Raw genomic sequence first — 23,742 nt, forward strand, 5'->3', positions numbered from 1 at the left:
AGAATGCGATGAAATGAGATTTGTATCGTTTAACGAGAAAGGAACCAAAAGTGGTAAGCAGTCGCGAGAGATTTGTATCGTTTAACGAGAAAGGAACCAAAAGTGGTAAGCAGTCGCGAGAGATTGGTATCGTTTAACGAGAAAGGAACCAAAAGTGGTAAGCAGTCGCGAGAGATTGGTATCGTTTAACGAGAAAGGAACCAAAAGTGGTAAGCAGTCGCGAGAGATTGGTATCGTTTAACGAGAAAGGAACCAAAAGTGGTAAGCAGTCGCGAGAGATTTGTATCGTTTAACGAGAAAGGAACCAAAAGTGGTAAGCAGTCGCGAGAGATTTGTATCGTTTAACGAGAAAGGAACCAAAAGTGGTAAGCAGTCGCGAGAGATTTGTATCGTTTAGCGAGAAAGGAACCAAAAGTGGTAAGCAGTCGTGAGAGATTTGTATCGTTTAAAAAGAAAGAAGACAAATGAAGGTGTTTCCAGTCTGTTTTTGTCTCCTTGAAGCACATCCAAGGCCGGCACATAGACTTCCAAAGGACGAAAAGTAGCTGGTAGAAGGTGTCGTAGCACATGAATCATTTCAAAATGACCGCTATGTGCTACTTTACATAATAGTTAGGTAATCATATATATAAATAGTGAAGAACGAGCGGATCTTTTTAATAGTTTTTATCACGGCGCTAACCGTCCGTAATACCCTCACTTCAAGAGTCGAGAGATAAATAAGAAGCTGATTGGGGATAACCGGACGATAACTTCCTGATAAGTTTCGCTAACCAGTGGCGGTTAAAAACCCTACTGATTGAAGTCTCACTTTATAAGTGTGTTTAACACCTTCTTCATTGTGCAAGTATGTACAAAACGATTACAATAATGGTACAGAAAACTTCTTCATTACATAGAGGAGGAATTGACATGAAGGTGATTCTTGACTGTGACCCGGGGCATGATGATGCTGTTGCGATTATACTGGCTGCCTCTGGCATCAGTCCTCTCGAGATTGTTGGGATAACTACGGTAGCAGGCAATGTACAAGTTGAAAAAAATACATTAAACGCGCTAAAGGTGTGCGATGTTATTGGATTAGATCACGTTCCGGTAGTACAAGGTGCGACAAGACCATTGGTAAAAGAAGCGGAGATTGCGGAGGAAATTCATGGTGAGACCGGGCTTGATGGGCCGCAATTACCGAATGAACCGAGTAGACAAGCGATCGATCAGCATGCGGTGGATTTTATCATCGAAAAACTGCTCCAAGCTGATGAACCGATCACGCTAGTGCCAACGGGACCGTTAACTAATATTGCACTTGCTTTAGTGAAAGAGCCGAAAATAAAACAAAACATACAGGAAATTGTCTTAATGGGTGGTGGCACCTTTGGAAACTGGACGCCAGCAGCTGAATTTAATATATATGTAGATGCAGAGGCAGCTAAGATTGTTTTCGAAAGTGGGATACCTGTGCGAATGTTTGGCTTAGATGTAACCCACCAAGTATTAGCAACAACGGAGACAGTAGATGCATTGCGTAAAATGGGGAACCCGGTCAGTGGATTTGTTTCAGATCTGCTTACCTTCTTTATTCAGGCATATCAAGATCATTTTGACTTTCCAGGTGGACCGATCCATGATGCTTGTACGATCATTCATTTAATAGATCCGGACATTTTCACCTTTGAGCATGTACATGTCGCAATTGAAACAAATGGTGAACATACATACGGAATGACAGTTGTCGATCGCTTGGGAGTAACAGGCCAAGAACCAAACACCTATTTTGCAACAACACTTGATCATGAAAAATTTTGGTCCGTTTTTAAAGAAGCGATGGTTTCCTATGGAGAGAGGAGTGAATAGACGTGACAAAACCAAGAATTACGGTGGTGGGCAGTATTAATATGGACATGGTTACGGAAACCGACACTGTCCCGGCACAAGGTGAAACGGTCAGAGCGAAAAATTTTCAGACGGTGCCAGGAGGAAAAGGTGCGAATCAGGCGGTTGCGGCTGCACGACTAGGGGCTGATGTGACAATGGTTGGCTGTGTTGGTGATGATCCATTTGCGGACAGTTTAGTAACTAATTTACAAAAAGAACAGGTTTCAGTTCAATATGTGGATCGGATTAGAGAGACGCCAAGTGGTTTAGCGAATATCATTTTATCAGAGCAAGACAATCGAATTATGATTGTCGCTGGAGCGAATCAGCATGTGACGACGGACTATATAAAAGAAAGGCGAGAAGCTATATTAAACAGTGACTATGTTTTGTTACAATTTGAAATACCAAAGGAAACAATTGAATATTGTATTCAACTTTGTAAGCAGCATCAAATACCGGTGATTGTCAATCCTGCTCCTGCAATGACTCTATCCGCATCGGCATGGAAAGCTGCCACTTATATCACACCGAACGAAACGGAATGGCGTCAGTTGTTTAAAGAAAAAAATGATAAAAAGTTAATTATTACGAAGGGAAAAGCTGGCGTCAGCTACTGGGAGGACGACTTGGAGCAGACGGCGCCTTCGTATCCAGTAGAAGTGGTCGATACGACGGGGGCAGGAGATACATTTAATGGCGCACTCGCTGTTGCATTAGCAGAGAAATATAATGTAGCAGAGGCTGTTACATTTGCGAATGCAGCGGCTGCCATCTCAGTCGGTAAAATCGGTGCCCAAGCTGGGATGCCGACCAAAACGGAAGTAGAAGCATTTTTAACACAAAGTAGAGGTTGATGATCATGACAGAAGCTATTTTACACAATGATTGGGCAAATTGGCTCGAATCAGAATTTCAGAAAGATTATTACCAGCAGTTGCGTACTTTCTTAAAAGAAGAATATCAGCACCAAACGATTTATCCGAATATGCATGATATTTTCAATGCATTACACTATACTTCGTTTGAAAAGGTAAAAGTCGTTATTCTTGGACAAGATCCTTACCATGGTCCCGATCAGGCGCACGGTTTGAGTTTTTCTGTTAAACCGGAGGTCAGTCTTCCACCTTCATTACGCAATATTTATAAGGAACTACATGCAGACTTAGGTCACCCGATACCAAGTCATGGCTACTTAGTCGATTGGGCAAAGCAAGGGGTGTTATTGCTGAATAATGTGTTGACAGTCAGGCAAGGGCAGGCACATTCACATAGAGGGAAAGGCTGGGAGCAATTTACCGATCAGGTCATTCAAACATTAAACCAAAAGCAAAACCCGGTTGTTTATATCTTATGGGGCGCAGCGGCTCAGAAGAAACAAGCACTTATTGATCTATCCAAGCATTATGTGATCAAGTCCCCCATCCAAGCCCATTATCCGCACATCGTGGTTTCTTCGGCAGCAAACCATTCTCCAAGACGAATCAATTATTAGAAGAGAATGGATTGGAGCCGGTAGATTGGGAGATTCGTTCATAAAAAAAGGAACCGATGCTTCGGTTCCTCTTTCTAATGTATTAGGTTCTTGTAATATTCCACGTGAGCCCCTCATGACACCTATAGCGAATGGCAGCGCGCGTATTTGTTTACACTTTTAATATTATCCTCTCTTTCACTTTGTCAAAGTATTGGTCTGCATGAAGGCGTGCCTGTTCAAAATCAGTGTTCTCCAGGGCTTCGAGCATTTTTTGGTTGTAACTGAGTCCGGAGTAGATTCGTTTATTGGGATAAGCATGATAAGCTGCGACAGAACTAATCATGATTTTGTCACTGTTCGCATCAACGTGGGCAAGTATTGCCTCATTTTCAATAGTACTAATAAACGTGCGGACGAACTTTAAAGAAAGCTGGACATACGCGATATAATCCTGTTCCGTCTTTGCCTGTTGCTGCTCTTCTACGATCTTCCTTAATGCTTCTAAATCAAAGTTCTGATAACCCTTTCTTTCTACCACATGTAAGACAAAAAGCTGATAGGAGTAATTGATCTGAAACATTTCGATCAACTCCCGTGGAGAATGTTCTTTGACCAGCACTCCTCTATTTTTTAATGGTGTTACTAATCCTTCTCGTTCTAATCTAGCAATCGCATTTGAAATGGGAGTACGGCTCATTTCCAGTTCTTCGGCTAATTTATAAATAGATAGTAAGCTGCCTGGCGGTAAGGCGCAGGTCAGTATTTTTTTGCGAATAATTTGATAGGCATCTTCTAGTAGTGAATTTCCTTCCATATACAAAAGTCCCTTCATATTACAATTCTTTATGGCTCATTGTAATAAGAATACATCAAACTCACAGGACTGAAAAGCATAAGTTTCATTTTATAAAAAACTGCTAAACTGCTCAAATATATCAAGAATCAAGCAGGGCATAACCTGTGATAACACATTGGTATATCCACTTTATGAAACTTTTACATTCCCTTCAAACTTAATTAACATTCTAGTAGTATGCTACTTAATATAAAGGATTAGAATCAAAGAAAGGGAGTGATGATAACTTTCCTGATAGTAACGTCAAAACAAAAGGAGAAATGAATGGTGAGTGTCAAATTACAAGCAAATAGCAGTCAACCGGTTAATTTGCAAGGTGTCATGAATTTCCGAGATTTGGGTGGAATCAAAACAAAGGATGGGCGTTCTATCAAGAAGAACATACTGTTTCGTGCAGCTGATCTGACAGATATGACGACATCAGATAAAGCGTTTATCCAAAAAATATCCATGCAAACAATCTTTGATTACAGAACAGCAGATGAAGCAACGAAGAGGCCTGATCCTCATTTGGAAAGAGTCAATTATATAAGAGTATCGGTCAATCAGGAAACAGGGAAACCTGCGTATAATTCACTTGAAGAATTCATGCAATCAGATACGTTTGATTCTTTTGCCAATGATCTCTTAATGGAACTGTACAAAAGCATACCGGTTGGGAATCCTTCTTATCATCATTTGATGTCATTATTAAAGGACCCGGAACGAAATCTTCCATTAGTACAACACTGTGCAGGAGGAAGAGACAGAACGGGTGTAGGAAGCATGCTGATTCTATTAACACTAGATGTCGAGTGGCAGGTCATAGTAGAAGATTTCTTATTCTCCAATGTGCTGTTAGACAAATACCATAGTCAAATTTTTGAAAAGTTAAACGGAATGGTTTCAGAAGAACGAGCAGAAAAATTCAAAGAGCAATTTTTGTTACAAGAACGCTATATTGACATGTCTTATCAGAATATTATGCAAAACTATAATAGCTTTGAAGTTTTTCTTGAACAAGAATATGGGATTACCGCTGAAGACCGTAAGAAGATACAAGATTATTGCCTGAAATAAAAAAGGAGAGGTGTTCATAATGAATGAATTAAAATTTATCCATTTAACAGATACACATGTATTAAAAGAGTATGAAGGAAGCTTTCTGGAAGGATTGGACAAAATCCATACAAATCCAAGCTCACAATTAACAAAAATCTTGCAATATGCTGAAAGTAATAAAGAGCAGCTTGATTTTATCTTGATTTCAGGTGACTTGGTACATGAAGGTGATGTGGAAGATTACCAGTATTACAAAAGCTTACTGGAAGAACACACGACTTTACCTGTATATCTTAGCCTAGGTAACCATGACGTTACTGCTGCTTACTGGGAGACTTTCCATGGAAAGACAGATTGTAATGATGAACTGTTTTATACAGAAGAGGTCAATGGCTATCGATTAATTGTGTTGGATTCCAGCTATGATAAGAGCGGAACTGGTTATGTAAGTGAAGAGCAATTGGCATGGTTGAAAGCACAATTAGCAGAAACAACCGAAAATGGCTCTGTCGTTGTCGTTCATCATCCAATTGATGAGGCACAAACATTCGGTGAACACAGTTTAAAAAACTCAAAAGAATTACTGGATGTTGTCCAGAATCAAGAGGAAGTGATCGCCGTGTTAAGTGGACATATTCATCAAAATCTGATCGAGCAATACTCAGGTTTTATTTCGTCTGCTGCTGAAGGTTCTTGCTTCGGTGTGGAATTTGATGGTGTACAGGCTCATTTCACAAATAATAGTGCGTTTAACGTTTGTACCATCAAAAATAAACAGTTGAAAATCCAAGTCAATCGTGTGCGGGAAACAAATAAAGTGTTATTCAGTTATGGCATTGATGAAATGACACACGCATAAAGAGGAGGCAGATACATGGCTAAACATCTTAAAACCCTGATTATCTTTACTGTTTTGCTATTGCTTTTGTCGGCTTGTGGTATTGGATCTTTGCAGAATGCCGATGCAAGTGAAGGAGAAGCGACAACGACTTTGCCTGAATTAGATCCAGAAAATCCAACAAAGATTACCTTCTATTCTTACAGCTTGGCATATCCGACAATGAAAGATGGGATGGAGAAGCTGATCAATGATTTTAATGAAACCGTTGGTAAGGAAAAAGGTGTCGTAGTGGAAGGGGTAGCAGATCCGAACTTCCAGCAGTATCGTGCAGATATTGTAGCAGGTAAAGATGTAGATATCGTACAGAATGTCTTCCCGATGTTAGACGCATCCAGGCTGTCACTTGGTTGGTTTTCAAGCGTATGAAGATGTTTTTCCGGAAGATGAGCTAGAAGAACATTTACAAGGAATCTCTGAGAATGCACAACAACTCGGCATGATCGATGGCAAAATGTATGGCTTAGCATTCACCTTTAGTACACCAATTGTGTTTATTAATGGGTCCATCTTTGAAGAAGCAGGGTTAGATCCTAATGCCCCTCCTGAAACCTGGGCAGAAGTGAAGGAATATGCTATGCAAATCAAAGAAGAGACTGGAAAAGATGGATTTGCGCTTGAGCCTGATAATGGCTGGGTAACAGATGGTGTCTTCTACAGCAATGGGGCAGAGATTCTATCGGAAGATCGTTCGGAGGCAATGTTTGCAAGTGACGCAGGCATAGAAGCAGTGGAAATTTGGAAGGACATTTATCAAAGTGGTGCGCATGCAGTTGGCTCCACGACAGAAGTTCCGGAACAGTTTCTTGCTGGTAATTTAGGTATGTATATTACATCAACGGCCTTACATAGTGGAATGAAAGCAGCCGCAGAAGCAGGCGGATGGGAAGTGTATGGCGGACCGTTACCACAATTTGGCGATCAGTCAAGTGTTCCTGTCAATTCAGGAAGTGCACTGACGGTTCGTCCCGATACAGATGAAAAACGAGCAGCAACGTGGGAATTCATTAAATATGTAACAGGTGCTGAAGGCTATACAACGATCACAGAGGAAATAGGTTATTTACCGTTAAGAACTGAACTGGCAGAACAAGAGGAATATTTAAAGCCGTTTGTGGAAGAAAATCCTCTGTATAAAATCAATTTAGAACAACTGGAAGAAATTCAACCAACAACGATTTGGCCAGGAGAAAACGCTGCGGAGACAGCGGCCATTTTCACGGATGCGATTGTGGAGGCAATTACAACAGATGCTGGTGTTGCAGATACGCTAACCAATGCACAAGAAGAAATTAATGGTCTATTGAAATAATGGCATAGTGGCTTGTGAAAAGGGAGCGGGTCTTTCCTTTTTGCAAGCCGATTGATTTACTAATTCTAAAGAATAAGGGATGGAAGCATATGCGAAATAATCAAGGAAATTCGATCGGGGTTTCGACGCTGGATTCAGTCCCGGCGAAAAAATTAGCTGCCAAGAAATTACGATTATTTGCCAAGCCTTACTTGTATCTATTGCCTACCTTATTGTTGTTGTGGATTTGGATGTATTATCCGTTGTTTTCTACTTTTTCGCTAGCCTTTCAAAAGTGGGGGATGGTTCCGGGGACAGTGCCAAGTCCGGTAGGGTTTGAAAATTTTGTTCGGCTATTAACAAGCAAGGATTTTGGTATATCCATTTTGAATACAGTTTTTTATACGGTTGGGATCATACCTTTTTCGATTATCATTCCGTTAATCCTTGCTGTGGCAACGCACAATATGCAAGGAAAAATGAAGAACGTCTATCGGGCAATGTTTTTTATTCCGTTAATTTTAGCCCCTGTGTCAGACGGAGCGATATGGCGCTGGATGTTTCACCCGACAAATGGTTTAGTTAATAACCTTTTATTAGATTTAGGTATTATTCAAACAAACATCGCATTCTTTTCTGATCCGTTATTCGCCAAATGGTTAATATTGTTTATAACGGGTTGGAAGATGATGGGCTTTGGGACCATATTATTTTCTGCTGCGTTGACAGGGATCAGCAAAGACTATTATGAAGCCATTTCGCTAGATGGGGCGAGTCGTTTTCAGCAATTTAAGGATTTGACATTACCATTATTGTCCCCAATGATCCTGCTGATTCTGATGATGAGCTTACTATTTTCGAGCCAATGGACTTTTGCTTATATTGATATGTTAACTCGTGGGGGACCTTTTGGTACATCAACCAATATATATTATGAGATGTACAAATACGGCTTTGCCAATATGGATGTTGGTCTTAGTGCTGCCGCGGCTTTAATGTTCTTTGTTGTTTTCGGAATCATCGCGTTTGTTTTCAATTTGTTTTCCAAAAAATATGCTTTTTATGATAACTAGGAGGCTCACTGATGAAGCATAAACGATTCACGTTCGTGACTGTAAGTCAGCATTTTATGATGATTATGTTCAGTCTGCTGGCGATTTTTCCGTTGTATTGGATGATCATTTCATCATTTAAAAATGAAAGTGAAATATTCACATCGTCCTTAATACCAATGGATCCTACTTTTCAAAACTACATATATGCCTTTCAGGAAATGCCAATCCTGCGAATGATGCTCAATTCATTTGTAGTCGCTATTCTGTTAACGGTATTGCAATTAGTCACCAGCATCTTAACGAGTTATGCCTTAGTGAGGTGGCAAGTAAAAGGTGCCACTATAATCTATACGATATTAAGTCTGTCATGGCTAATACCAATGCAGGTCATTATGATTCCCAACTACGTACTGATCAACCAGCTAGGTTTAAATGAAACCTTGATAGGCATCGTAATTCCTTTATCTGTTTCGACTTTTGCCATTTTGTCTCTGTATCAAAGTTTTCGTTCCTTCCCACAGGGGTTAATTGAATCAGCAAGACTGGATGGAGAGAAGGATTTCTATATACTGGTCAAAATTATTTTACCTAATATGAAATCAACGGTAGCATCATTAGGCATCTTATTATTTATCAGTGGATGGAATGAGTATCTCTGGCCGATGCTGATTACAACAGAAATGGAGAATTCACCAATACAAATTGGCCTACGGTCCTTTGTCAATTCAGATGTGAACATGTGGGGCTCTTTGATGGCGGCGACAACTATTTCATGTTTACCGATTTTATTAATTTATTTTTTATTAAGAAAACATATTATCGAGTCGTTTGTCCGTTATGGCATTAAATAAAGCAGAAAAGAGGGAGAACAATGGCGAATATAACGTTAGAAAACCTGAATAAATCTTTTGGTAAGGCAAATGTGTTAAATAATATTAATTTGGAGATTGAAGACGGCTCCTTTACGATCCTGCTGGGTCCTTCTGGTTGTGGTAAATCGACATTGTTGAGAATATTGGCTGGTTTGGAAGAAGAGTCATCTGGCAGAATTTATATGGATACCGATGATATTACTGAAAAAGAGCCAAAAGATCGCAACATTGCCATGGTGTTCCAAAATTATGCACTTTACCCGCATATGACGGTATATCAAAATATCGAGTATGGTTTAAAAATTAAAAAAGTCGCGAAAGAGGAGCGAAAATCGATAATTGACAACGTCCTGCAATTGGTAGAGCTTAAGGACCATGCCCAAAAGCGGCCGAAACAGCTATCTGGTGGACAAAGGCAGCGTGTGGCACTAGCACGGGCAATTGTGAAACGACCTGGCGCATTTTTTATGGATGAACCATTATCGAACCTCGATGCCAAATTACGTAATCACATGCGTCAGGAACTGATCGAACTTCATCAGCAATTAAAAACAACTTTCTTATATGTCACCCATGACCAGGTAGAGGCGATGTCGATGGGGTCGTACATTATTATTTTAAATCAGGGGAAAGTCATGCAGCAAGGTACACCGAAGGACATTTATACGAATCCGCAGAACTTGTTCGTCGCACAATTTATCGGTTCACCGCCAGTGAACATTATGGAAATGGGAGAATACAAGGTAGGAATTCGTCCTGAAAAAATCAGTATGACAACGAAGGCAGTGGATGACAGCTTTGACTATTGCTTAGACGGATCGCTGCTTTCTACGGAACAGCTTGGTGGTGAAACCATTTACCGCGTGCAAACCGATTACGGAAAATTAAACGTTAGGACTCCTAGTGAGTGGGAAGCAATTAGCGGTAAAGTGAAGCTTTGTTTTACAAAAAAGAATTTGTTTTTCTTTAATACAGATGGGGACCGAGTGCCACCACAATATGATTTGATGAAAAATTTGGAGATAAAGCAAGAAGTAATGTTTGGATCCTAGTAAAAAGAAATGATCAGAGTGTGCTCTCTGTATCATTTCTTTTTCGTCAGTCAAGTAAGTATGTACGTGTAATCATATGGAACATGAAGTTTAGCTCCTATAATATGGATTATGTAAAGTAGCCATGCCAGTAATAGCCAAGCATCCAATTTGAAATATTTAATGTGCTGGGATACCGCTTCGGCCAACCACTCCGCGTCCTGCGGGCAATGCAGACCGCCTTGCCCGCAGGACGCGGAGCATATTTCCGGAGCTTTGCTAAGCAAATAAAATATATCAAAATTACGATCAATGCCAGACAGTTCTGCTTTACATAATCACTATTATAGGTAATTGTATATTATTTATGTCAGTTAGGACCGGTCGGGTTATGCTTGGTTTTTTATTGCTTACATCGCTTCCTTCAATCCTTTTTTAACAAGTAGCCAATTGGCAGGATAACTGGTAAGGAAACCTAAAATCATTGCTATTTGCATCATAAACCAGTAGGTGGCGGTAGTTGGCTCGGGTGGCTGCGTAAACAGCAGGAAATGCACAATGGCCATCCAGCCGAACATGCCGATTTCAAAGGCAATCAATGAGAAGGAATCAGCTTTTATGGCAGTTTTGATAGCGTGTGATACACCTTTATCCTTATGCATTGGATAGATCGCATAAAACTGAAAAAGGATTCCAAATAAATAAGCCAAAATAAATTGCACGGTATAATGTGTAAATAGAGTAGAACCTGCGATTGTTAAACCAGTAATGGCAACAAAGGGAACACCTACTGCGTCTCCCAGTGTACATCCTGAAGAGCAGTGACTGGTTGACATAAACACTTTCGCTGCCTGGCCGCGCTTGTCCTCGATATCAAGATTCTTCGCTTTTAACCGGCCCCATTTATAATAACTCCAAATGGCAAATGGCCCAAAGAACCAGCCGTTTATCGGCCAAACGACATTCATGATTGTCATCATTTGAGGGTGCCGAATAATATCAATCAGTATAATAATTGAACTAGCGATGCCTATACTAAGTGCTATCCAAGAAATAATCGTAAGCATGCCTTCACCTCATTCTTTTTTTACTACTATATTTATTTCCCGATGCTATTTTACTAAAACATGCTGAAGGAATGTCAGCCTGTCTTAGTAAATAAATTGATGATTTTTTTCATATAATAGAGCTTTGCAGTTATTTTTTGCTATAATGACCTTTGTAGCTATGAAAAAAGAAAGAAGTGAATAAGGTGTTTGCAAACATAAAAACCTTCTTTAACAAATTGGGAAACTTATCCGGTATCCAGCTGATTGTCTTGTTTTATTTATTTGCGGCAGTCTTTTCTACAGTTCTGTTGCGTATGCCTTTTTTACATCAGGATGGTATGCAGGTAACATGGCTGGATAGTTTTTTTACAGCAGTCAGTGCGATTAGTGTAACGGGTTTAACGGTTTTTTCTACAGCTGATACTTTTAATTATGCAGGGTATATTGCCTTGGCGTTTGTCCTTCAATTCGGTGGGATTGGCATCATGACATTAGGGACTTTTGTGTACATACTTCTTGGAAAAAAAGTAGGTTTTCGCGCAAGACAATTAATCCAGATTGACCAGAATCGAAGTACGTTGGCTGGGCTGGTAAAGTTAATGGTCCGGATATTGCGGACGATCCTATTTATTGAATTTATTGGTGGACTTGTACTTGCAATCTATTTCTTAAGTTACTTTGATTCATGGCAAGAAGCTTTTATGCAAGGATTCTTTGCATCGATTAGTGCTACGACTAATGCAGGATTTGATATTACTGGTGCATCGTTAATCCCGTTTGCAAATGACTATTATGTGCAATTTATTAATATGATTTTATTAATTTTGGGTGCCATTGGTTTTCCTGTATTACTCGAAGTACAGGAAGTATTATGGGGCAGATACAAAAATCTGGAGTGGAAATATCATTTTTCCCTGTATACGAAAATAACGACGATTACTTTTTTTATTTTGATTGTGGCAGGGGCAATCGGTATTTACATGTTTGAAGCACAACATTTTTTACAAGGGAAGTCTTGGCATGAGTCATTGTTCTACAGTCTCTTCCAATCGGTGACAACGCGTAATGGTGGTTTAGCGACAATGGATGTGTCGGAATTCAGTACACCGACTTTACTCCTGTTATGCGCGCTTATGTTCATTGGGGCGTCACCTAGCAGTGTTGGCGGCGGTATCAGGACAACGACATTTGCGATCATGATGCTGGCGATTTTTCATTATGCAAAAGGGCATGAGACGATTAAGGTATTTAAGCGGGAAGTTGATCCAGAGGATGTGTCACGATCGTTTATCGTTGCTGTTACGGCATTCATGCTTTGTGGTGGGGCTATTACTTTGTTGATTTGGATCGAACCTCTAAACAATATGGCGTTAGTATTTGAGGCATTCTCAGCATTTGGAACAACAGGCCTGTCGCTTGGCATAACCGCTGACTTATCTATCGCTGGAAAACTGATTATTATTGCCTTAATGTTCATCGGTCGCATCGGTATTTTTTCATTCCTTTTCCTTGTTAGGGGACATGATGTGAAAGATCGTTATCATTATCCAAAAGAAAAGATGATAATCGGTTAGAATTATGGTAAACTATCCTCTAGTTTCGAAAAGGCTAAGGAGTAAAAAAGAATGGAAATTATAGATGCTATTAAAAAGAAAACCAAACAATGGTCCGCCATTCATCATATTGTAACGTATTACTTATTAGCGGTAGTTATTTCAACAATCATTGTGAGCTTACCTTTTTTTCATAATCCAGGGGTAGAGCTTCCTTTTATTGATGCAATGTTTACTGCTGTTACTTCAATAAGTGTTACGGGGCTCACGGCTGTTTCCATTCCAGATACCTTTAACCCGGCTGGTCAGATTGCTATAGCTGTCATACTGCACCTGGGTGGAATTGGTATTATGACAATGGGAACATTTATCTGGGTGATATTAGGTAGGAAAATTGGTCTTAGAAGCCGAAAGATGATCATGGTTGATCAGAATAGTAAGACGCTTGCAGGACTTGTAAAGCTGTTATTAGCCATCTTTAAATTAATCTTATTAATTGAAGTGGTTGGTGCGGCCATCTTGTCGATTCATTTTCTCAGTTATTTTGATGGTGTTGGAGAAGCGATCAGGCATGGTATTTTTGCATCTGTAAGTGCTACGACTAATGGTGGGCTTGATATTACAGGGGCTTCCTTGATTCCGTATGCGGATGATTATTTTGTGCAATTTATTAATATGATTTTAATTATTCTCGGTGCCATTGGCTTTCCGGTACTGGTTGAAGTACAGGAAGTGTTAAAGGGCCGTTCAAAAGCGTTAAACGACAGACATAAATTTTCGCTGTTTACCAAAATTACTACAGTGACGTTCTTTTGGCTCGTTGTCATTGGAGCGGTTAGCATTTATTTGTTGGAACGGAATGCCTTCTTTGCGGACAAATCATGGCATGAAACCTTGTTCTACAGTCTATTCCAATCAGTGACGAGTCGAAGTGGAGGGTTAGCAACCATGGATGTTACCCAATTCTCGACAGAGACCTTGTTTTTTATGAGTGTGTTGATGTTTATTGGTGCCTCGCCAAGCAGTGTTGGTGGCGGTATTCGAACGACTACCTTCGCGATAATGCTGTTGACGATTTGGAATTATGCGAAAGGAAATTCCAGTATTAAAGTATTTGATCGCGAAATTCACCAGGAAGATATGTTGCGTTCTTTCATCGTTATTGCGACGTCCTTAATGTTATGTGCCGGATCGGTTGTGCTATTAAACAAAACCGAGCCATTTTCTTTAATGGAGATCATTTTTGAAGTTGCATCTGCCTTCGGTACAACAGGTCTTTCGATGGGAATTACACCAGACTTGTCGATCTTCGGCAAATGTCTGATCATGTGTCTAATGTTTATCGGAAGAATCGGGATTTTCACATTCCTGTTCATTATCCGCGGAGACGATACAAAAGACAGATTCCATTATCCAACCGAACGAATTATTATCGGCTAACCTCAAGCAGCAAATGCTTGAGGTTTTTCTGTTATGCGGATTGTGTTAGCGTTGTGACCACTTTGATATATTATGTGCTAGGAGACCTTCCACCAACTACGTCCTATGGGAACGCCTTCAGATAGGCTGCTAGTTGAGTAACTTCTCTGATGCCTTGCACTGAGGAAGTCTACTTCGAAGCGATACTTGTAGACACAGGTGCAGACGTAGTGGATCTTCAGCACCTTCCTGTTCTGCGGGTGGCCTACGCTGATGTATGGCTCCACAATTCATGCGACAGCTAGGAGATGGAGCACTATCTGCGAGATTTACATCTTAATTTGATGAAATAGATGACTGCTTTTTGCTGTTCCATGCGTTGTAGCACTTCCCTCAAGCGTAGGAAATAGGCGGAGACTCCCGTGGAATCAGCGCGAGCTGAAGATCCACTTCATTTGTGCCTGTGTCTTCTAGTATCGCTTCGAGGTAAGCTTCCTCGGCACAAGGCAGCTCAGATGTTATTTCAAGTAGTAGCCTTGCAGACCGCCGTGCCCACAGGACGCGGAGCCTATTTCCGGAGCTTTGCTGAGCAGATAAATTATATCAAAATGACCATTCTGCAATACAGCCATTGTTCAATCACTTCGCTGTCACAGAAAGCAGATCGGTGTTTCATGTCAAACACGCTTTTTTGACAAAATCCCAACATTTTCATTCATTAGTTAGATTAATCAGTAGGATTGTACCCTGCTAGTATAGTATAGTAATAGTTAAGTACTATTTTTTTAATTGCAGTTATCGAGTAGAACGGAGGCGGAAAAGATGGAATATCAGAAAGAAGTCGCGCAGATTTTGGAAAATATCGAAAAAGTGCTGATAGGAAAAGAACGAGAAGTTACCCTTAGTCTTGTCGCGCTGTTAACTGATGGGCATGTATTATTGGAGGATGTACCAGGTGTCGGTAAAACAATGATGGTACGTGCACTGTCCAAATCACTAGATTGTCAGTTTAAACGTATCCAGTTTACTCCTGATTTATTACCCTCTGATGTAACAGGTGTTTCTATATACAACCCAAAAGATATGGTGTTTGAATTCCGTAGCGGCCCTATCTTCGGGGATATCATTTTAGCGGATGAGATTAATAGAACGTCACCAAAGACACAATCCGCACTACTAGAAGCAATGGAAGAAATGAACGTAACGGTAGATGGAATGACGAAATCGTTAGAAAAGCCTTTCTTCGTCATGGCAACACAAAATCCAGTAGATTATGAAGGAACCTATCCGTTGCCTGAGGCACAACTTGACCGTTTCTTAATTAAGCTGAACATGGGATATCCTAACGAAAACGATGAATTAGAGATGCTAAACAGAACGGATCGAGTTCATCCGATTGAGACTATTTCGCCGGTTATCAATAAAGCACAATTATTGAAGATGCAAGAAGAGGCCAGCGATCTATATATGGATCAAACCGTAAAGCATTACATCGTTAAACTGGTATCTGCTACTCGGAACAGTCCATATGTACAATTAGGTGTCAGTCCGCGTGGTTCCATTGCATTAATGAAAGCTGCCAAGGCTTACGCGTATATTCAGAATCGTGATTATGTCATTCCTGATGATGTCGTCTTCCTGGCACCTTTTGTACTGGCACACCGAGTTATTCTAAGACCGGAGGCGAAGTACGAAGGGATTACGCAATCGAAGCTGATCCATCAGATTTTAGAAGAAATTGATGTACCAGTGCGAAAGGAATTGCATGGATGAAGTTTGTCTTCAAGAAGTTCGTAAAAACGTTACAACTACTACTGTTATTAGGCATTTTGTTTGTTTTTGCCATGTTTCAAGGGGGCTTCGTCAGTTGGTTTCTCTTCTACAGCATGCTTCCGATTGTCATTTATATGATCATCATTCCCTTTTATCCCGTTCATAATTGGAAGGTAGCAAGAAAGTTGTCAGCGCGCTATACCGAAACAGGCGGAATGGTTGATGTAACCATCACCATAAAGAGAAGCTTTCGATTTCCTATTTTCTTTCTTGTTATAGAAGATCCATTACCAGACAGCTTAGACCATCAGGATCCCGGCAAAAAGAAATATCGGGACTTAAGTAATCCGGCATTCATGCATCGAAAACGTATGGGCAAGCAAGTGGTTTACCCTGGTTTTAAAAAAAGTGTCACGATTACGTATACGTTAGACCACTTGCCTAGAGGGCTGCATCGCCTGCAGACCATTATGTTGAAAATTGGGGATCCATTTGGATTTGTTGAAGCTGATCATCATTTTGATGAGATAGATGAGTTGATTGTCTATCCATCTGTTCAGGATATGAAATGGCGTCACACTTCTATGAGTTTAGAGGAAGGAGCTGCATCCTCTACGGTGCATGACGAAAAAATAACAAATATTGTGTCGGGAGTTCGAGAATATATTCCAGGTGATCGCTTTTCATGGATTGATTGGAAGACAACGGCACGTAAAAATACAGTGATGACAAAAGAATTTGAGCAAGAGAAAGATTCCAATATCGCCGTCGTGCTCGATATTGGTGGTTTTCAAGATCTGCAGCCTCTGAGATTTGAAGCAGCTATTGAATGGACAGCTTCTGTACTGGAGGCGCTTCGAAAAAAGGGGCAAAATATCTCCTTCTATACCTTTGGCAAGCAGGCGAGATTCTTTTCGCATCAGCAATTACAATTTGAGTTTCCTGCCATTCAGCATTATCTTACAACAGTCGAGCAAGAAACGGAAATTTCCTTAGCGGAGCAAATATCGGCACCATTAAATGAAATTGCCAAAGGCAGCATCGTATTGTTTGTTATTCATGAATTAGATGAATTATTGATAGAACGTTTTGCCCACTGGAGAAATCAGGATTACCGCATATTCGTCTGCTATATTATCTCAGAGAAAGAACTGCGTACAACAGAGACGAAATATGTTCAGCTTCTCCGGGCTAAACAAATTGCAGTTCAGGTTGTAACGGAACAACAACTAAGACAAGATCACTGGGAGGTGCATCCATCCAGATGAAAAAACAGTTTTCGTTGGAAACAGTCTCTACGTTTATTCTGCTATGTGCAGGATTCCTGTTGTTTTGGGAGTGGCTCAGACCATTAGAGCAAACAACGGATACAGGTAATTCTTACTTGTTCGTTATCTTTACAGCGATTTGTTTTGCGGTTTCTTTTTTTACCGAAAATAAAATTGCCCGATTTGCCGTGAAGCTAGTTTCGATGTTATTTGTGCTCGACTATTTGTTTGTAGATGCGCGGTTCTTATCATCGGAATGGGTCCAGTTCATGCAACTGGAATGGCAATTTAATTTAGAAATTATCTTCGAAAATAATATGGCGCAGATGACTGCCTTTTTTAGGAGTATGCTATTTCTTATTGTGTTATGGCTAATGAGTTACTTGCTTCATTACTGGTTTACGGTGGCGAATAAATTCTTCTTATTTGTTGTCCTGACCTTTTTCTATTTAGCGGTACTTGATACATTCACGGTCTATGATGCGCGTCTTGCCATTGTACGAACCTTTGTGATTTCCTTTGTTGTATTCGGTCTAAGTCGCTATGTTCACTTGATGAAGCAAGTAGAGAAGCGTAACTATAAGCAACAGGTAGTTGGGTGGATGCTGCCGATTATGTTGATTGTTGGCTTAGCAACCGCACTAGGGATTTATTCGCCAAAACCAGATCCGCAATGGCCGGATCCGGTGCCTTTCATTCAGAGTACTGCCGGTCATGTTGGTTTTAGTGGTGGGGTCCAGAAGGTTGGTTATGGGGAAGATGATTCCCGGCTGGGTGGATCATTTGTGCAGGACGATACCCCTGTATTTCGCGCGATTGCACATGATGATATCTATTGGCGGATTGAGACTAAGGACGTCTATACCGGAAAAGGCTGGGAGCGTTCCACAGAATTAAATTATCAGCCACTGACCAATGGTATGATAGCAGATAACACGTTTCTCGTGGATCAGGTGGAGACAACAGCGTATCAAGGTCAAGTAGAACCAGTGGATAGTAATGCACTGACGAAAGCCGTATATCCATATGGCGTTCAGATGTTAAACACTTCTGGTCAAAGTCAGTTTTATATGGATGCGCAGTCTGGTTTAATAGAATCAGAATCAGCAGAAGAGAATATAGCACAAGCTTATTCCGTTCAGTACGAGGCGCCATCTTTTTCCGTAAATCAGTTGCAAGAGTTACCAACAGATGATCCTGCTGCTATCCGTGATCAGTATTTGCAGTTGCCTAATAGTTTACCTGACAGAGTACGGGAGCTGGCAAGTGATATTACCGAGGGAGTAGAAACCCGATATGAAAAAGCGCGGGCTATTGAAGGTTATTTCGCTGCAAATGGCTATCGATATCAGATTGAAGATGTATCTGTTCCTGAACGTGGAGAAGATTATGTCGATCAATTTTTATTTGAGACGCAGATTGGCTACTGTGATAATTTCTCAACCTCGATGGTTGTGTTATTACGCTCGTTAGATATACCTGCCAGATGGGTTAAAGGTTTCACGGGCGGTTCAGAAATTATCGATCAACGCAATCTTCCTGAAGGCTACTCGACGTATGAAGTGACGAACAATAATGCCCATTCCTGGGTCGAAGTATATTTTCCAGGTACAGGCTGGGTTCCTTTTGAGCCTACCAGCGGTTTTAATAATCCGACTGATTTCTATCAAGAGGTAACCAGTGATGTCGATGTAGATAATCCAGAGGAAGAGCAAACAGAAACAGAAGAGACGGAGCAAGAAGAAGCTGCAGAAGAACAAGAGCAAAAACAACAGTTAACAGAAGAAGATGGAAGTGGCGATACGGCTGCAGCCGGACAGGATAATGGTGATGGCAATATGCGTTATTTATGGATCGCAGCAGCGCTAATCATCTTGGCAGTAACTGTATTAGCTTATCTGAAGCGATATGAAATAAGAAATTGGTATATTTTGCGGAAATGGAGAAGATTAAGAGAGAAGTCGGAAGTAGAAGCAGCCTATTTGTATTTATTAGAGATCCTTGGTAAACAAGGCTTGAGAAGGAAAACCGGTCAAACATTAAGACAGTATGCAAATGAGGTAGATGAACACTTTGGTACTACCGCAATGTCAACACTTACTGCTGCCTATGAAGAATATTTATATCGTAATCAAACGTCCATAGACAAGGATGAAAAACGGTTACAGGAACTTTTTGATGAGTTGAGTGATCAAATATTCGCTTGACCAGGCTAATATCGATTGATAGAATAGATAAAAATTAAAGCGTGCCGCTGCTATACTTGTTGTGCGCATAGAAATCGATGCAGTATTTCCCTGCATCATTCACCTTCATATAGGTTTGAGAATAAGGCTCGAATGTTTCTACCAGAACACCATAAATGTTCAGGACTATGAAGGCGGAGGTCTTGCGGGATTTCTGCCTTTCTGATTTTTAAAGAAAGGCAGATTTTTATTTCTATGAAACAGTGATGCAATGATAGGATGAAATGAAAGTAATCGACTTAAGGCTCGGCAGTAACCGAGTTCCTTTCGCACGTTTTCTGATGGGTGAGTTGAACTGATAATAGAAGGAGTGGACAACTTGGAAGTAAACAATGAAATGATTTTGGTTTTAGATTTTGGAAGTCAGTACAATCAGTTAATTACACGACGTATACGTGAATTTGGAGTCTATAGTGAGTTACATTCACATCGATTAACGATAGAGGAGATCAAAGATATAAATCCAAAAGGAATTATTTTGTCTGGTGGTCCTCACAGCGTATATGGAGAAAATAGCTTCCGTTGTGATGAGCGAATTTTTGATCTTGGTATTCCTGTGCTAGGTATTTGCTATGGTATGCAATTAATGACGCATCATTTTGGTGGTGTAGTAGAACGTGCGAACCAGCGAGAATATGGTAAGGCGGATATTCACGTGAAAGAAGGATCGCTTTTATTTGAAGGTACACCAATGGAACAAGTCGTATGGATGAGCCATAGCGATAAAATTATTGAAGCTCCAAAAGACTTCGATATAGAAGCAACCAGTTCTTCCACGCCAGTTGCAGCGATGAGTAATAAAGAAAAACAATTATACGGTGTACAGTTCCACCCGGAAGTACGTAATACGGAGTATGGCAATGATTTGTTGAAGGCCTTCGTATTCCAGGCTTGTCAATGTACAGGTGACTGGACAATGGCGAACTTCATTGACATGGAAGTTGACAAGATCAGAGACAAAGTTGGCGATCGTAATGTATTATGTGCATTAAGCGGTGGGGTCGATTCTTCTGTAGTAGCAGCACTAATTCATAAAGCGATTGGTGACCAGTTAACGTGTATTTTTGTCGATCATGGTTTATTGCGTAAGAATGAAGGAGATACCGTGATGCACACGTTCCGTGATGATTTTCATATGAACATTATCAGAGTAAATGCACAGGAACGTTTTCTTACTAAATTAGAAGGTGTTTCTGATCCGGAACAAAAGCGTAAAATTATCGGTAACGAATTTATTTATGTCTTCGATGATGAAGCAGCGAAACTGGAAAACATGGATTTCTTAGCGCAAGGTACGCTTTATACGGACATTGTAGAGAGTGGGACAGAAACGGCACAAACAATTAAATCACACCATAATGTTGGTGGGTTACCGGAAGATATGCAGTTTGAATTGATTGAACCGTTAAATACGTTGTTCAAGGATGAAGTACGTGCATTGGGTACAGAATTAGGTGTTCCAGATGAGATCGTTTGGCGTCAGCCATTCCCTGGACCTGGACTAGGTATTCGTGTATTAGGTGAAATTACACCAGAAAAAGTCGAGATTGTTCGTGAATCAGATGCGATCCTCCGTGAAGAAATTCAAAAGGCAGGATTAGATCGTGATATTTGGCAATATTTCACGGTATTACCGGACATTCGCAGTGTAGGTGTTATGGGAGATGCGCGTACCTATGATTATGCGATCGGGATCCGCGCTGTAACATCAATTGATGGGATGACATCTGACTGGGCACGTATTCCTTGGGATGTATTGGAGAAAATCTCTGTACGCTTAGTGAATGAAGTAGATCATATTAATCGAGTGCTGTATGATGTGACAAGTAAGCCGCCTGCAACAATTGAATGGGAATAATATCTAAATACGAACAATAAAATAAAATAATTTAAAAATATTCGTCTTTTATCTTGACTAATAGAAGATAGGCTAGTAATATAAGTATGTACTTATTCTAAAAGCACATAACATTCGTCGTATAATATTGGGAATATGGCCCAAGAGTTTCTACCAGAGCACCGCAAATTGCTCTGACTACGAGGAGGTTGTAAGTTACTAGACCTATTTTCAAAAAAGTGACTTCTCCGAATTGTATCGAACACTCTTGACATACTAAGAGTGTTCTTTTTTTACGACCGATGAAAAGGGGAGATATATAAGATGAAGAAGTTTTTTGAATTTGACCGTTTAGGTACAAATTATCGTACAGAGTCGGTTGCGGGGTTAACAACGTTCCTGGCAATGGCATATATTTTGTTTGTAAATCCATCCATCTTGGCTGCAGAAGGTACAGGAATGGATGCAGGTGCGGTATTCGTGGCAACAGCATTAGCAGCAGCTGTCGGTACAGCGATTATGGCTTTGGTAGCTAAATATCCAATCGCTCTTGCACCAGGTATGGGATTAAATGCATTCTTTACGTACACTGTAGTATTTACGTACGGTATTCCGTGGGAAACAGCTTTAGCAGGTGTGTTCGTTTCTGGACTTATCTTTATTGTCTTAACGTTAACAGGTCTTCGTGAGAAAGTAATCAATGCTATTCCAGCTCCATTAAAATTGGCAGTAGGTGCAGGGATCGGGTTGTTTATCGCATTTGTTGGATTCCAGAATGTAAATCTAATTGTTCCAGATGAAGGAACTGTTGTTGCATTAGGTGATTTAACAGAACCCTCTACATTACTCGCGGTTTTCGGTATTTTTGTTACAGTTATTTTAATTACAATGGGATTAAAAGGTGGCGTATTCTACGGAATGGTCATCACAGCAATTGTAGGAATGATTTTTGGTGTAGTTCCAGTACCTCATGCTATAGTTGGAGAAGTACCTAGCTTAGCGCCAACATTCGGTGCAGCATTTACGAATTTTGGTGATGTATTCACAGTGCAGATGTTAGTGGTAATCTTAACGTTCTTATTCGTAGACTTTTTTGATACAGCTGGTACGTTAGTGGCGGTTGCAACCAAAGCTGGATTAATGAAAGATAACAAGCTTCCAAGAGCAGGAAAAGCATTGTTCGCGGATTCTGCTGCGACAGTAGTAGGTGCGACACTTGGTACATCAACGACTACATCATACGTAGAGTCTGCAACAGGTGTTGGTGCCGGTGGACGTTCTGGTTTTACTTCACTTGTAACAGCTGGACTTTTCTTGTTAGCAATCTTCTTCTCGCCGTTATTAGACGTTGTAACAAGCGCAGTAACAGCTCCGGCATTAATCGTTGTAGGGGTCATGATGGCTTCATCGTTAAAAGACATCCCTTGGGATCAATTCGAAATTGCAGTACCGGCATTTTTAACAGTAGTCATGATGCCACTTGCATACAGCATTGCAACAGGTATCGCAGTAGGCTTCATCTTCTATCCGATTACAATGGTTGCCAAAGGGCGAGCAAAAGAAGTTCATCCGATTATGTGGGGACTATTCGTTGTCTTTATTGGTTATTTAGGGTTTATCCATTAAGAAAATAAACAGAGTAAGACCAAATCAATTATGATTTGGTCTTTTTTTAGTCAGGAAAGTATTAAAGTGCAGTCACAGCAGTAATCATATGGAACATAAAGCTGAGTTCCTCAAATGTGGATTATGAAAAGTGGAACTGTCTGACATTGTGGTAATTTTGATATATTTTATCTGCTCAGCAAAGCTCCGGAAATAGGCTCCGCGTCCTGTGGGCACGGCTTCAGCTAGGCTACTACTTGAAATAACATCTGAGCTGCCTTGTGCCGAGGAAGCTTACCTCGAAGCGATACTAGAAGACACAGGCACAAATGAAGTGGATCTTCAGCTCGCGCTGATTCCACGGGAGTCTCCGCCTATTTCCTACGCTTATTGGAAGTGCTAAAACGTATAGAACAGCTAAAAGCAGTGGTTCTAAGCAATGTATTTCATCAATTAATGTGTAAACCTTCCAAATAGCGCTTCATATCCTAGTTGTCGCATCAATTGTGAAGCTGTATCTTAGCACATTAAATATCTCAATATGGATACTCGGCTAGCAATGGCTAGTTGTCATAATCCATATTATAGATAATTCA

At 40.4% G+C, this 23,742-nt stretch carries 18 protein-coding genes, 1 pseudogene and 2 riboswitches; of the genes and pseudogenes, 17 read left to right on the forward strand and 2 right to left on the reverse strand.

What is annotated here, in order from left to right:
* The first annotated feature begins 912 nt into the window (after positions 1-912).
* The 3 genes and pseudogenes from MUN87_RS16980 to MUN87_RS16990 all read left to right on the forward strand — a co-directional run bounded on the left by MUN87_RS16980 (position 913) and on the right by MUN87_RS16990 (position 3,414).
* A complete protein-coding gene (locus tag MUN87_RS16980) occupies positions 913-1,854 on the forward strand; it encodes a nucleoside hydrolase (protein ID WP_244742017.1) in 942 nt (313 codons plus the stop codon).
* A gap of 2 nt (positions 1,855-1,856) precedes the next feature.
* Positions 1,857-2,732 carry a ribokinase gene (rbsK, locus tag MUN87_RS16985; RefSeq protein ID WP_244742020.1) on the forward strand — a complete coding sequence of 292 codons (876 nt, stop codon included), beginning with the start codon at positions 1,857-1,859 and terminating at the stop codon, positions 2,730-2,732.
* Positions 2,733-2,737: 5 nt separating this feature from the next.
* Positions 2,738-3,414: pseudogene (locus MUN87_RS16990) on the forward strand (uracil-DNA glycosylase).
* Positions 3,415-3,521: 107 nt separating this feature from the next.
* On the opposite strand, the gene MUN87_RS16995 reads toward MUN87_RS16990, so the two are convergent.
* Positions 3,522-4,166 (reverse strand): GntR family transcriptional regulator, encoded by a 645-nt coding sequence (locus MUN87_RS16995; RefSeq protein ID WP_244742023.1) that lies wholly within the window; start codon positions 4,164-4,166, stop codon positions 3,522-3,524.
* Between the two features lie 306 nt (positions 4,167-4,472).
* On the opposite strand from MUN87_RS16995, the gene MUN87_RS17000 reads away from it, so the two are divergent.
* The 7 genes from MUN87_RS17000 (at position 4,473) to MUN87_RS17030 (ending at position 10,417) form a co-directional block, all read left to right on the forward strand.
* Complete coding sequence (locus MUN87_RS17000) at positions 4,473-5,267, forward strand: tyrosine-protein phosphatase (protein ID WP_244742024.1); 795 nt, start codon at positions 4,473-4,475, stop codon at positions 5,265-5,267.
* Between the two features lie 19 nt (positions 5,268-5,286).
* On the forward strand, positions 5,287-6,108 hold the full coding sequence (locus tag MUN87_RS17005; RefSeq protein WP_244742027.1) for a metallophosphoesterase family protein: 822 nt from the start codon (positions 5,287-5,289) through the stop codon (positions 6,106-6,108).
* 15 nt (positions 6,109-6,123) lie between these two features.
* Positions 6,124-6,516 carry a type 2 periplasmic-binding domain-containing protein gene (locus tag MUN87_RS17010; protein ID WP_244742029.1) on the forward strand — a complete coding sequence of 131 codons (393 nt, stop codon included), beginning with the start codon at positions 6,124-6,126 and terminating at the stop codon, positions 6,514-6,516.
* A complete protein-coding gene (locus tag MUN87_RS17015) occupies positions 6,494-7,459 on the forward strand; it encodes an extracellular solute-binding protein (protein WP_244742032.1) in 966 nt (321 codons plus the stop codon). The genes MUN87_RS17010 and MUN87_RS17015 overlap by 23 nt, the downstream gene beginning before the upstream one ends.
* Before the next feature lie 89 nt (positions 7,460-7,548).
* Positions 7,549-8,511 (forward strand): carbohydrate ABC transporter permease, encoded by a 963-nt coding sequence (locus MUN87_RS17020; protein ID WP_244742035.1) that lies wholly within the window; start codon positions 7,549-7,551, stop codon positions 8,509-8,511.
* Between the two features lie 11 nt (positions 8,512-8,522).
* Positions 8,523-9,344, forward strand: a complete 822-nt coding sequence (locus tag MUN87_RS17025; RefSeq protein ID WP_244742037.1) for a carbohydrate ABC transporter permease — start codon at positions 8,523-8,525, stop codon at positions 9,342-9,344.
* 20 nt (positions 9,345-9,364) lie between these two features.
* A complete protein-coding gene (locus MUN87_RS17030; RefSeq protein ID WP_244742038.1) occupies positions 9,365-10,417 on the forward strand; it encodes an ABC transporter ATP-binding protein in 1,053 nt (350 codons plus the stop codon).
* Between the two features lie 389 nt (positions 10,418-10,806).
* On the opposite strand, the gene MUN87_RS17035 is transcribed toward MUN87_RS17030, so the two are convergent.
* A complete protein-coding gene (locus MUN87_RS17035; protein ID WP_244742040.1) occupies positions 10,807-11,463 on the reverse strand; it encodes a DUF4396 domain-containing protein in 657 nt (218 codons plus the stop codon).
* A gap of 185 nt (positions 11,464-11,648) precedes the next feature.
* Between MUN87_RS17035 and MUN87_RS17040 the strand changes: the two genes are divergently transcribed.
* The 7 genes from MUN87_RS17040 to MUN87_RS17070 all read left to right on the forward strand — a co-directional run bounded on the left by MUN87_RS17040 (position 11,649) and on the right by MUN87_RS17070 (position 23,167).
* Entirely contained in the window at positions 11,649-13,019 is a 1,371-nt protein-coding gene (locus tag MUN87_RS17040; protein WP_305037401.1) for a TrkH family potassium uptake protein, read from the forward strand.
* Between the two features lie 51 nt (positions 13,020-13,070).
* Complete coding sequence (locus MUN87_RS17045; RefSeq protein ID WP_244742043.1) at positions 13,071-14,438, forward strand: TrkH family potassium uptake protein; 1,368 nt, start codon at positions 13,071-13,073, stop codon at positions 14,436-14,438.
* 801 nt (positions 14,439-15,239) lie between these two features.
* The gene (locus MUN87_RS17050; RefSeq protein ID WP_244742045.1) at positions 15,240-16,190 is read left to right on the forward strand and encodes an AAA family ATPase; all 951 of its coding nucleotides are present in this window, start codon (positions 15,240-15,242) and stop codon (positions 16,188-16,190) included.
* On the forward strand, positions 16,187-17,458 hold the full coding sequence (locus tag MUN87_RS17055; RefSeq protein WP_244742048.1) for a DUF58 domain-containing protein: 1,272 nt from the start codon (positions 16,187-16,189) through the stop codon (positions 17,456-17,458). Before MUN87_RS17050 ends, MUN87_RS17055 begins: the two co-directional genes overlap by 4 nt.
* Positions 17,455-19,665, forward strand: coding sequence for a transglutaminase TgpA family protein (locus MUN87_RS17060; RefSeq protein WP_244742049.1), 2,211 nt, complete (start codon positions 17,455-17,457; stop codon positions 19,663-19,665). Before MUN87_RS17055 ends, MUN87_RS17060 begins: the two co-directional genes overlap by 4 nt.
* 85 nt (positions 19,666-19,750) lie before the next feature.
* Positions 19,751-19,853: riboswitch (purine riboswitch) on the forward strand.
* Between the two features lie 188 nt (positions 19,854-20,041).
* On the forward strand, positions 20,042-21,562 hold the full coding sequence (gene guaA / locus MUN87_RS17065; protein WP_305037454.1) for a glutamine-hydrolyzing GMP synthase: 1,521 nt from the start codon (positions 20,042-20,044) through the stop codon (positions 21,560-21,562).
* Positions 21,563-21,659: 97 nt separating this feature from the next.
* Positions 21,660-21,762: riboswitch (purine riboswitch) on the forward strand.
* Positions 21,763-21,865: 103 nt separating this feature from the next.
* Positions 21,866-23,167: an NCS2 family permease gene (locus MUN87_RS17070; RefSeq protein WP_244742054.1), complete on the forward strand. Its 1,302-nt coding sequence runs from the start codon at positions 21,866-21,868 to the stop codon at positions 23,165-23,167.
* Positions 23,168-23,742: the final 575 nt, after the last annotated feature.

The organism is Gracilibacillus salinarum, assembly GCF_022919575.1.
Classification (GTDB): Bacteria; Bacillota; Bacilli; order Bacillales; family Amphibacillaceae; genus Gracilibacillus; species Gracilibacillus salinarum.

Excerpts from the sequence above, each read along its gene's own strand:
- MUN87_RS16980 (WP_244742017.1), top strand. The coding sequence starts at position 913 with ATGAAGGTGATTCTTGACTGTGACCCGGGGCATGATGATGCTGTTGCG.
- MUN87_RS16995 (WP_244742023.1), bottom strand. The coding sequence starts at position 4,166 with ATGGAAGGAAATTCACTACTAGAAGATGCCTATCAAATTATTCGCAAA.
- MUN87_RS17000 (WP_244742024.1), top strand. The coding sequence starts at position 4,473 with ATGGTGAGTGTCAAATTACAAGCAAATAGCAGTCAACCGGTTAATTTG.
- MUN87_RS17005 (WP_244742027.1), top strand. The coding sequence starts at position 5,287 with ATGAATGAATTAAAATTTATCCATTTAACAGATACACATGTATTAAAA.
- MUN87_RS17010 (WP_244742029.1), top strand. The coding sequence starts at position 6,124 with ATGGCTAAACATCTTAAAACCCTGATTATCTTTACTGTTTTGCTATTG.
- MUN87_RS17020 (WP_244742035.1), top strand. The coding sequence starts at position 7,549 with ATGCGAAATAATCAAGGAAATTCGATCGGGGTTTCGACGCTGGATTCA.
- MUN87_RS17025 (WP_244742037.1), top strand. The coding sequence starts at position 8,523 with ATGAAGCATAAACGATTCACGTTCGTGACTGTAAGTCAGCATTTTATG.
- MUN87_RS17030 (WP_244742038.1), top strand. The coding sequence starts at position 9,365 with ATGGCGAATATAACGTTAGAAAACCTGAATAAATCTTTTGGTAAGGCA.
- MUN87_RS17035 (WP_244742040.1), bottom strand. The coding sequence starts at position 11,463 with ATGCTTACGATTATTTCTTGGATAGCACTTAGTATAGGCATCGCTAGT.
- MUN87_RS17045 (WP_244742043.1), top strand. The coding sequence starts at position 13,071 with ATGGAAATTATAGATGCTATTAAAAAGAAAACCAAACAATGGTCCGCC.
- MUN87_RS17050 (WP_244742045.1), top strand. The coding sequence starts at position 15,240 with ATGGAATATCAGAAAGAAGTCGCGCAGATTTTGGAAAATATCGAAAAA.
- MUN87_RS17055 (WP_244742048.1), top strand. The coding sequence starts at position 16,187 with ATGAAGTTTGTCTTCAAGAAGTTCGTAAAAACGTTACAACTACTACTG.
- MUN87_RS17060 (WP_244742049.1), top strand. The coding sequence starts at position 17,455 with ATGAAAAAACAGTTTTCGTTGGAAACAGTCTCTACGTTTATTCTGCTA.
- guaA (WP_305037454.1), top strand. The coding sequence starts at position 20,042 with ATGATTTTGGTTTTAGATTTTGGAAGTCAGTACAATCAGTTAATTACA.
- MUN87_RS17070 (WP_244742054.1), top strand. The coding sequence starts at position 21,866 with ATGAAGAAGTTTTTTGAATTTGACCGTTTAGGTACAAATTATCGTACA.